The sequence below is a fragment of the Desulfobacter sp. UBA2225 genome (assembly GCF_002348205.1).
Taxonomy (GTDB): Bacteria; Desulfobacterota; Desulfobacteria; order Desulfobacterales; family Desulfobacteraceae; genus Desulfobacter; species Desulfobacter postgatei.
The window spans coordinates 1-9,987 of the sequence record NZ_DDYV01000292.1 but is presented as its reverse complement, the minus strand read 5'-3'; the positions used below and the strand labels follow the sequence as shown (position 1 = coordinate 9,987).

Annotated in this window: 11 protein-coding genes; 8 read left to right on the top strand and 3 right to left on the bottom strand. The window is 48.9% G+C overall.

From position 1 onward, the window contains the following. The 8 genes from B3D59_RS15310 to B3D59_RS15275 form a co-directional block, all read left to right on the top strand. Positions 1-964, top strand: a 964-nt coding sequence (locus tag B3D59_RS15310) for a replication-associated recombination protein A (RefSeq protein WP_286821510.1), incomplete at its 5' end; no start/stop codon positions are given. A 171-nt stretch (positions 965-1,135) separates the two neighbouring features. Further along, complete coding sequence (locus B3D59_RS15305; protein ID WP_286821499.1) at positions 1,136-1,291, top strand: hypothetical protein; 156 nt, start codon at positions 1,136-1,138, stop codon at positions 1,289-1,291. A 120-nt stretch (positions 1,292-1,411) separates the two neighbouring features. Next, positions 1,412-2,491: an AI-2E family transporter gene (locus tag B3D59_RS15300; protein WP_286821517.1), complete on the top strand. Its 1,080-nt coding sequence runs from the start codon at positions 1,412-1,414 to the stop codon at positions 2,489-2,491. Between the two features lie 99 nt (positions 2,492-2,590). Then, positions 2,591-5,143, top strand: coding sequence for a DNA gyrase subunit A (gyrA, locus tag B3D59_RS15295; protein WP_286821496.1), 2,553 nt, complete (start codon positions 2,591-2,593; stop codon positions 5,141-5,143). Further along, entirely contained in the window at positions 5,121-5,840 is a 720-nt protein-coding gene (radC, locus tag B3D59_RS15290; RefSeq protein WP_286821515.1) for a RadC family protein, read from the top strand. Before gyrA ends, radC begins: the two co-directional genes overlap by 23 nt. Continuing rightward, positions 5,837-6,109, top strand: a complete 273-nt coding sequence (locus B3D59_RS15285) for a hypothetical protein (RefSeq protein WP_276999599.1) — start codon at positions 5,837-5,839, stop codon at positions 6,107-6,109. Before radC ends, B3D59_RS15285 begins: the two co-directional genes overlap by 4 nt. 26 nt (positions 6,110-6,135) lie before the next feature. Further along, entirely contained in the window at positions 6,136-7,311 is a 1,176-nt protein-coding gene (locus tag B3D59_RS15280) for a phosphoglycerate kinase (RefSeq protein ID WP_286821489.1), read from the top strand. 25 nt (positions 7,312-7,336) lie between these two features. Next, complete coding sequence (locus B3D59_RS15275) at positions 7,337-8,392, top strand: hypothetical protein (RefSeq protein WP_004073761.1); 1,056 nt, start codon at positions 7,337-7,339, stop codon at positions 8,390-8,392. 7 nt (positions 8,393-8,399) lie between these two features. Here B3D59_RS15275 and B3D59_RS15270 read toward each other — a convergent pair whose 3' ends face one another. The 3 genes from B3D59_RS15270 to B3D59_RS15260 form a co-directional block, all read right to left on the bottom strand. Then, on the bottom strand, positions 8,400-8,858 hold the full coding sequence (locus B3D59_RS15270; protein ID WP_286821479.1) for an N-acetyltransferase: 459 nt from the start codon (positions 8,856-8,858) through the stop codon (positions 8,400-8,402). A gap of 125 nt (positions 8,859-8,983) precedes the next feature. Next, the gene (locus B3D59_RS15265) at positions 8,984-9,475 is read right to left on the bottom strand and encodes a response regulator (RefSeq protein ID WP_286821472.1); all 492 of its coding nucleotides are present in this window, start codon (positions 9,473-9,475) and stop codon (positions 8,984-8,986) included. Positions 9,476-9,554: 79 nt separating this feature from the next. Then, positions 9,555-9,987, bottom strand: a 433-nt coding sequence (locus tag B3D59_RS15260) for a HEAT repeat domain-containing protein (protein ID WP_286821470.1), incomplete at its 5' end; no start/stop codon positions are given.

Here is a 9,987-nt window from a genome sequence, read left to right as displayed (position 1 = left end):
CAAATCCCAGCAGGATGCCTTTCTTTTTCATGTGGAAAACGGATTGATCACCCTGATCGGGGCCACCACGGAAAACCCTTCCTTTGAAGTCAATCCCGCCCTGGTATCCAGATGCCGGGTTTTTTCCATGAACAGCCTGTCCCCGGGTGCTATTGTACGGATTTTGAACCGGGCTTTAATCGATAAAGTCAAGGGGCTTGGTCTGTCATCAGATATATTTTCCAAAGAGGCTATTGAATACATCGCCGCCGCATCTGATGGAGATGCAAGGGCCGCACTGACAAGTCTTGAGGCCTGTGCCTTGAACCGCAGGGACGGCAACACGCTGGATGTGGACGATGTCAGGGGTGTGGTGGCCCAAAAACTTTTACGCCATGACAAGGCAGGGGAAGATCACTTTAATCTGATCTCCGCCTTTATCAAAAGTGTGCGGGGTAGTGATCCGGACGCGGCCATGTACTGGCTTGAGCGGATGCTGGCTGCAGGAGATGATCCCATTTATATATTACGGCGGATGATTCGCCTTGCCACCGAGGATATCGGCCTTGCCGATCCCGGGGCGTTGACCATGGCCATGACTGCGGATGCCTCATTCAGGCGCTTGGGGCGTCCCGAAGGGGACGGTTCTTTGTACCAGGCCGCTGTGTATTTGGCTACAGCGCCAAAAAGTAATGCCGTGTATGCGGCCCAGAAACAGGTTCAGGAGGTCGTGAAAAAATATGGGTCTCTGCCCGTGCCCATGCATATTCGAAATGCGCCCACCGGATTAATGAAACAGATGGGTTACGGCAACGGTTACAAGTACGCCCACGATTACACGCATGGGTATGCATCCCAGTCTTATTTGCCGGAACCCCTTGAAGGCAGACGATTCTACCATCCCACCGCCAGGGGGTATGAAAAAACAGTAAAGCAGCGCCTTGAGGCATGGCTGGATCTGAAAAAGAACACGATAAACAGCTGATGGCTTTTTCCCCTGCAACCCTGAAAGATCAGGGAATGATTATTGAACGGTAGATTGTTGGGATTTTCCGCCATGTTCTCCTTTACTTCAGGCCCTTAAAATGCTAAACAGACAAATTAATATTGCCGGTATAACTGATTGAAATTGAATTGAAAAAAGAGGTGTAAAACCATGGATATTCCACGCAAACTTGGGGTATTGATATTCACGGCCGTACCTGCCATCGTAGGCGGCGGAATTGTATACCATTCCTTTGGAAGTTTTACCCAGGTGATTATCTGGGAATTGTTGCTGGTGCTGGCTGCCCTGGGATTTATCAGCAGTTAACGCCGGGCATTTCGTACATTAAAGGCAAAGCCGCACCTGTGCAGAAAACTTTCTGCATGATGCGGCTTTACCTCATTTTTTAGGCAGGTATATTTGGAGCAGAATATTTTTCATCGGGCAGTGTTCTTTTTTTTTCTGACTCTGTTTTGCATATCCATTTTTCTGGTGGGAAAAGTGATAGCTCCATTTTTTGCAAGCCTGCTTCTTGGCATCGTCATTGCCGGTATTTTCAGACCTGTATTTAAAAAACTGCATAGATTTATGCCTGCACGGCCAGCTTCGGTTATTACCTGCCTGGCTGTTTTTTTCATAGTCTTTATTCCAGTTGTCTTTTTTGTGGGCATTCTTTCCAGGGAAGCTTTGGGGCTTTACACCCTGGCAAAGGATGCGGTGTTTTCCAAAAATCTGATTGATTTTTTGGAAAGCACCAGGGCCCTTGAGCGGATCAACGAATTTCTAATCAGGGCCAATATTCACACCCATATCACCTGGCGTGAGTTGATCGACCCTTTGACTGAAGTTGGAAAAAACTTAGGCTTTTCACTGTTCCAGCAGGCCAGGTTTCTGACCTCCAACCTGCTGAATTTGGTGTTTTACTTTTTTTTGATGCTCATTGTGGTTTTCTACATGTTCATGGATGGTGAACGCTTCATACAGTACATGTATGATTTGTCTCCGCTCAAGGACGAGCATGACCGCAAGCTTTTCGAAAAGTTCAACGGAATGGCCGGTGCCGTACTCATCGGGAACGGGCTGGGCGGATTGATTCAAGGGGTTGCGGGTGGGGTGTTGTTCTGGTCTCTCGGGCTGAATTCTCCTTTTTTATGGGGCGTCATCATGGGGTTTCTGGCCTTTCTGCCCATTGTCGGCATTGGTGTGATCATGCTGCCTGCGGCCTTGTTTTTCCTTTTGACCGGCAGTTTGGGTAAAGGCTTTTTTATTGCTGGATTTTATGCTGTTTTGTCATGGGGGGTTGAGTACCTTTTTAAACCCAAGCTGGTGGGAGATCGGGTGGCCATGCACCCGCTGATTGTGTTTTTTTCCATTATCGGCGGTTTGAACGTATACGGACTTTTAGGTATAATTTACGGGCCTTTGATCGCTACTTTGTTTTTGACCCTTTCCGATATTTATTTTTCCACGTTTCAGTCCATGGTGGAACCGGGCAAGGGGCTTCTGGATTCATGGTCTGACCAATAATTTCACCAGGGTTATTCCCTTAATGCGCCTTGAAGGTATCTGAAAACGGCTTGAAGGGATTTTCTCATAAGCAATTTAATCGGGAGCAGTTAATTTAGGATGATTCAAAACGAAAGCACCAGTATTGAGAAGGAGATGAGGCAGTCCTATCTCGAGTATGCCATGAGTGTCATTATCGGGCGGGCCTTGCCCGATGTGCGGGACGGGTTGAAACCGGTCCACCGGCGTGTGTTATACGCCATGCAGCAGTTGCATAATGACTGGAATAAACCCTATAAAAAATCTGCCCGTATCGTGGGTGATGTGATTGGTAAATACCACCCCCACGGGGACACTGCCGTGTATGACACCATTGTCCGCATGGCCCAGGACTTCTCCCTGCGTTATACCCTGGTGGACGGCCAGGGCAATTTCGGCTCCGTGGACGGCGACTCTCCGGCGGCCATGCGTTATACGGAAATCCGTATGCGCAAACTCTCTCACCAGATGCTGGCCGATCTTGAGAAGGAGACCGTAGAATTCATCTCCAACTATGATGAAACCCTGGAAGAACCCACGGTACTCCCCACAAAATTTCCGGCATTGCTGGTCAACGGGTCCTCGGGCATTGCCGTGGGCATGACCACAAATGTGCCGCCCCACAATATCAGTGAAGTTATTGAAGGGTTAAAAGCACTCATAGATAATCCGGGCATGGACACAAGGGCATTGATGACCCATATCCCGGCACCGGATTTTCCCACCTATGGCCATATCTACGGCACCAAGGGGATTTTTGAGGCTTATGACACCGGCCGGGGGATTATAACGCTGCGGGCCAAAGTCGAGGTGGAGGAAAATAAGAAAAACGGCCAGGAAACCATTGTGGTCACTGAACTGCCCTACCAGGTGAACAAGGCCAAGCTGGTGGAAAAGATCGCCGAGCTGGTCCGGGATAAGGTGATTACCGGCGTCTCTTATGTTCGGGATGAATCCGACCGTGATGGCATGCGCATGGCCATTGGGCTTAAACGCGATCAGATGTCTGAAGTGGTTATTAATCAGCTCTACAAGCATACCAATATGCAGACCAGCTTTGGCATCATCTTCCTGGCGGTGGTTAATAATCGGCCTGAGCTGCTCTCCCTTAAGGAAATCCTCAACCACTTTATTTCCCACAGAACCAACGTCATTATCCGGCGTACCCGCTATGATCTGCGCAAGGCAAAAGAACGTGCCCATATTCTGGAAGGGTTGAAGATTGCCCTGGATAACCTGGATGAAGTGGTGGCCCTGATCCGGGCTTCCGGGTCACCGGAAGAGGCCAAAACCGGTTTGATAAACCGGTTTGAGCTGACTGAGATCCAGGCTCAGGCCATTTTGGACATGCGGCTGCAGCGGCTCACCGGATTGGAGCGGGAAAAGATTGAAACCGAATACCAGGAGCTGCTCAAGGATATTACCTGGTTCAAGGAGATCCTTGGCTCAGAAACCGTGGTCCGGGGACTGATCAAGGATGAATTGACAGAACTCAATGATGAGTTTGGGGATGGGCGCCGCACGCGTATCGTGGAGAGCACTGTTGAAATTTCCATTGAAGATCTTATTGCCGAAGAAGACATGGTGGTCACGGTGACCCGCAGCGGATACATCAAGCGTAATCCCATTACCCTTTATGCCAGTCAGCACCGGGGTGGGAAAGGCAAGACCGCCATGGGAACCAAATCCGACGATTTTGTGGAACATCTCTTTGTGGCCTCCACCCACGCCACTTTCCTGTTTATCACCAATTTCGGCAAGGTGTATCAGGCCAAGGTGTATGAATTGCCCATGGCAGGCCGCTCCTCACTTGGTAAAGCCATTGTGAACCTGCTTAATTTTGATGAGGGCGAAAAACTTGCCACTGTGCTTACCGTGGATGAATTTACAGAGAACCGGTACGTGGTCATGGCCACCAAAAAAGGCCGGGTGAAGAAGACCGAGTTGATGGCCTATTCACGTCCCCGGGCCGGGGGCCTTATCGGTGTGACCCTGGCTGACGGTGATGAACTCATTGCCGCACGCATCACCGATGGCAACCAGGAGATCTTTTTGGGGTCCGAAGGGGGTAAGGTAATCCGCTTCAATGAAGATGACGTCCGTGATATGGGCCGTGGCGCCATGGGCGTGCGGGGCATGCGCATAGACGAAGGTGCCCGGGTGGTGGGCATGGAGGTGCTGGGGGATGAAGAGACACTTTTAACGGTTACGGAAAACGGTTATGGTAAGCGCTCTAAAATTGAGGAGTACAAAACCCAGGCCCGGGGGGGTAAAGGCGTTTTTTCCATCAAAACATCCAAGCGCAACGGTAAAATGATGGCCCTTGCCCTGGTGGGAGACAATGATGAGTTGATGATGATTACGGATAAAGGAAAACTGATCCGTACCGACATCTGCGGGATCAACGTGATTTCCAGAAATACTCAGGGGGTCCGACTCATTAACCTGGCCAAGGAAGAGACGCTTATCGGCATTGCCCGGCTTCCTAAAGAGGATGGTGAACCTGATGAGGGTGGCACACGTTTTCATCCGGATGGGGATGATGCCGACCTCTTGGATGACCCGGAAACGGATATGTATCCGGAAGATCTTGATACGGATGACCCGATTGATGACCAGGGAGACGACGAATAAGGGTGCCGGACACCGGCGGCGCCTGAGGGAGCGCTTCCTCCAGGGGGGCCTGTCAGGGTTCCAGGACTATGAGGTCCTGGAACTGCTTTTGGCTCTGAACACCCCGCGAAAGGATACCAAACAGGCTGCCAAAGATCTTTTAGCAGAATTTAAAACCCTGCCCCGGGTGCTGGAGGCCGATACCCAGGCCCTTTGTCGGGTTAACGGGGTGGGGCCTGTCAACAGCTTCGGGATTCACCTGATCAAGGCTGTGGCAGACCGGTATCTTGAAACGCGCATACTCAAGATGGATGTGGTCAGTAATCCTGAAAGCCTTATCGCATATTTAAACCAGACTATTGGTTACAAAAACAAAGAACATTTTTTAGGGATATTCCTGGATGCCAAAAACAGGGTCTTGGCATCGGAAGTCCTTTTCACCGGAACCCTTTCAGCCTCGGCTGTATATCCACGGGAAGTCATTGCACGCAGCATTGCACACAATGCGGCATCAGTGGTTTTAGCGCATAATCATCCATCCGGGGATATTACCCCGTCAGCCCAGGATATCCGTATTACCCGGACCCTGTATGTTGCCCTGGCATTTGCCGGCATTCATATCCACGACCATCTTGTCACAGGCAGCCAGGGGTATTACAGTTTTGCGGCCCAGGGGGTAATGGCGCAATTCCAAAAGGAGTATGAACAGATTAAATGACGAGCAACGACGAGCTTCCTGACTGCTTTGGCGATCTTGAAAAAGTGTTTCCCATGGGGCCCAATGGGTTGCGGGAAACCCCGGAACAATGCTTTTACCATTGTCCTGTGAAAACCAAGTGCCTTCAACAGGCCATGGCCACAAAGAACGGGATTCAGGTTGAAGAAGAGGTTATTGAACGTTCCAGCAAAGCCGGGGCCATCTCCTTTTTTGAACGCTGGTCCAGAAAGAAACAGGCGTACAGGCGTGGCCTGAAAATGAAGAAATAGTACTAAGCTTTTTATTAGGAGGAAACATGAAGTCGATTCGAGATATAGATGTAAACGGCAAGACCCTTTTTATCCGGGTGGACTACAACCTGCCCATGGACGACCATGGAAATATTACAGACGATAACCGGATCCGGGCCACCCTGGAACTGATTTCCTATTTGATTGAAAAAAAGGCTAAGCTGGTACTGGCTTCCCATCTGGGCCGTCCCAAAGGTGGGCGGGACGAAAAATTCAGCCTTAAGCCTGCAGCGGTCAGGTTGTCGGAGCTTTTAAGCATGCCGGTGGCATTTGCCGATGACTGCATTGGGGATGCGGTGAAAAAGCAGGTGGAATCCCTTGGCCCCGGCCAGATTCTCATGCTTGAAAATTTAAGATTTCACGATGAGGAGAAGAAAAACAATCCTGAATTTGCAAAGGCCCTTGCAGAGCTTTGCGACGTTTATGTGAACAATGCCTTTGCCGTCTCCCATCGGGACCAGGCATCGGTTACCGGTATTACCCGGTATGCGAAATCCTCTGCAGCCGGTTTTCTGCTTGAAAAAGAGGTTCGTTCATATTACGATTCTGTGCAAAATCCTAAGAAACCGCTCGTCGTTGTGATTGGCGGTGCAAAAGTTTCGAGCAAACTGGCTGCCCTTGAAAATATGCTCAAGTTTGTAGACTGCATGATTATCGGTGGTGCCATGGCCAATACCTTTCTTGCGGCAAAAGGCGTGGATACGAAGGGTTCCATGATTGAAGCGGACTTGATTCAGACCGCCTCGGATATCATGGACCATGCAAAGGAAAAAGGCATTGACTTGGCTTTACCCGTAGACCTGGTTGTTGCGGAGCGTTTTGATAAGGATGCCGAGTCTCGGATTGTTTCTTTGGATGAGATTCCGGATGGCTGGATGGCTCTGGATATTGGGCCTGAAAGTGCCAAAAGCTTTGCCAAGAGCATTGCCAGGGCCGGTACCATTGTCTGGAACGGCCCCATGGGGGTGTTTGAAATGGAGCGATTCGCTGCAGGTACTCAGACCCTGGCGGATGCCATTGCCGAATCTTCTGCCTTTTCCGTCGTGGGTGGGGGGGATACGGGCCTTGCCGCCAAACAATGCGGGATCACGGAAAAAGTCAGCTACATCTCAACCGGAGGTGGGGCTTTTCTTCATATGATGGAAGGGAAAGTGCTACCAGGGGTGGCTGCCCTGGAATAGTTTAACTTGAAAGGATTAACGTGAGGTGAAGTTTTGCAAATTACGGCATGCTCTGAGCAGGGAAGACCGGCTGCGCCGCTCCTATTACCAGGTATTAAGGGATGAACTGGATCAGTTTGTCCTGGATTACTGCCTTGTGGGGTCCTACAATAATTTTTTAAAGCTTCGGACCCCTTATCCCTTTGTTGAGTTAAGGGAACTCAAACCCCGGGCGCGCATCCCTTCCGTGGAGTTTGAGGCACAAAATTCTTTTCTGATTATTTTCTGTGAAGAGTATATTGATAAAACGCATAAAAAGTATATCCGGTACTTTGACGTTAATAAAACCACGAAAACCAATCTGCTCCGGCTTAAAGATTTTCCTGACCTTGAAAATTATAACCGGAATATAAAATGTTTTGAGTCTGACGGTTTTTTTTCTCTTCTTAAAAACCTGCTGCCCGTGGATTATGCCATTTTAATTCAGCCCAACCACCGCTTGAAGACCCAATACGCCCTGACCCATTTTCACGTCAGGGTGGATTGGCCCATTGCAGATGCATCGGAAAACCTTGCCAAATTTTTACGTTATATCTCCAAAGATCTTTACGAGAAAGGGGATTGTTACGCTGAAAATATGCAAAAAAAATTGTTTGAATATTATGGGGTACCTGTGTTGGCCGGTGGAAGACGGACAGCTGCCGTTGTCGCTGCCCAGTATTTCCGGCAGCTCGACTCAATTACTACGGTGTATGTTGGGTCCAGCGAATCCCGAAGCCTGCTTCGCCTTGATGAAAAAGGCGTGTCAAAGTCCGTTCTGGTGAAGCTTGAGGTTGACCAGGTCAAAGCCTTGTCCCAGCAGGAGGGGCTTCCCCAGAGCACCTTTACCAATAATTATGTGGTGGCCCGCGAGGGAAAATTTTATATCTGTATTTTCAATGTCTGGTATGATTACACCAGCCATGCCCTGCCTTCGGAAGGCGGACGCCTTCGAGAACTGAATCCGGATAATAACTGGCTGACCGTGGCCGAAGAACAAATCCTTCCCAAACCGTCCGTATCAAAATACGCGCCCATTCCCTACAAGATGGTTTATGCATAGACAATGACTATAATTCTTTGATCATTGCAATCTCATCACAATCGGGAAACTTGACACAGTCCAGGCATCCGGCCCATATTTTGACCATGGGCAGATTGTTTTTTTCAGTTATTTTAAATCCGAAACGGGCGAAAAAATCCGGGCGGTAGGTCATTGCAAATAATGTTTTCAATTTAAAATAGAAGGCTTCCTGGATACAGCGTTCTGTAAGGGCCGATCCGATCCCCTGTCCATGGTATTCCTCTTTTACTGCAACGGATCTGATTTCCGCGATATCTTCCCAACAAAAGGCTAACGCTGCACAACCTGCTATTATGCCGGTATCTTCATCCTCATATACCCAGAAATCCCGTAAATGGTCGTAAAGGTTGCTTAACGGCCGCCCTAAAAGCTCTCCTTTTTGGGCATAAAATTGAAGCAGGGCATGTATGGGGGCAACATCATGGATAAGGGCTTTTCTAATCATGGGTAAAATCCCGTTTTACAGGGCTCCTTAGCAGGGGAGCTGTGTTTAAAATTTGCTGCGTTCTGATACGACTACTTTAAACGTAGAATATAGCATGTTTCCTGTATAGGGTATATCACAATGTTCTATTCCGATTCACAGGGATCGAAGGGCAGCAGTTTACATACGGCTTCTTTGAAATTAGTGTCACTAAACGGTTTGTGAAGGATTCTATTGATGCCGATTTTTTTCAAAAGGGATGCGTCGACATTCACATCTCCTTCTTTTTCTTTTACAAAATCACTTTGAGTGGTGATCATCAGAATGGGCAGATCCGTCCGGGTGAATTTGCGCCTTATTTCCGTAGTCAGTTCCAGGCCACTGATGTTGGGCATATTTAAATCCGTAATGACGAGGTCTGTTTTTCCGGACAGTATCCGTTTCACCGCATCTTCCGGGCGGTGATAGATTTCACAACCAAGTCCTAATGCTGATAATTTGTTCTGGTAAAGCCTGAGCATCATTTTTGAATCATCCACCACTACAATTTTCATTGTAGCTGGCGATTCTGCCTGAGTGTTCCCTGTGATTTTGGATGCAATTTCTTTGGCAAACTCAATTTGACCAATGGATGCCATATTTTTCAAGAAGGCCTTGCGGATGGCAGGAGATGCCTTTTCAGTAATATGTTTACCGGCAATTTCCCTGAAGGATTCTTCACCNNAAATTGAAAATATTGGTTGCTTCCGTGTCTATAAGTGCACCTATAGTTAATACTGCTTCAGTGGATTTGTCCCTGATAATATTTTTCAGTCCGGCCACCAATGGTTTGGACAGGTTTTTGTCAATGGCCCGGGCCGCACTCATGCGAACGGATTCTTCGGGATCCTGGAGACCCTGGACCAGGCAGATGGCTGTCCGGGGAGACGGAATACGTTCCATGGCTTCGTACGCAGCCTGGCGGATGTTGGCATCCTGGGGTTGGGTATTGATAATGTCCATGATGGCGGGAATGGCAGCCTGATCCTCAATGTAGCCAAGGGTGGTGATCAGGTGCACCATATAGTCGGCTTCCGCATTCTGGAATGCCTTTGTGAGAAGCGGTGTGGCCTTTTTGCCCATATTGATAAGTTCATCAATGGCTGTATCC

Excerpts from the sequence above, each read along its gene's own strand:
- radC (WP_286821515.1), top strand. The coding sequence starts at position 5,121 with ATGACCAGGGAGACGACGAATAAGGGTGCCGGACACCGGCGGCGCCTG.
- gyrA (WP_286821496.1), top strand. The coding sequence starts at position 2,591 with ATGATTCAAAACGAAAGCACCAGTATTGAGAAGGAGATGAGGCAGTCC.
- B3D59_RS15280 (WP_286821489.1), top strand. The coding sequence starts at position 6,136 with ATGAAGTCGATTCGAGATATAGATGTAAACGGCAAGACCCTTTTTATC.
- B3D59_RS15305 (WP_286821499.1), top strand. The coding sequence starts at position 1,136 with ATGGATATTCCACGCAAACTTGGGGTATTGATATTCACGGCCGTACCT.
- B3D59_RS15285 (WP_276999599.1), top strand. The coding sequence starts at position 5,837 with ATGACGAGCAACGACGAGCTTCCTGACTGCTTTGGCGATCTTGAAAAA.
- B3D59_RS15270 (WP_286821479.1), bottom strand. The coding sequence starts at position 8,858 with ATGATTAGAAAAGCCCTTATCCATGATGTTGCCCCCATACATGCCCTG.
- B3D59_RS15265 (WP_286821472.1), bottom strand. The coding sequence starts at position 9,475 with ATGGCATCCATTGGTCAAATTGAGTTTGCCAAAGAAATTGCATCCAAA.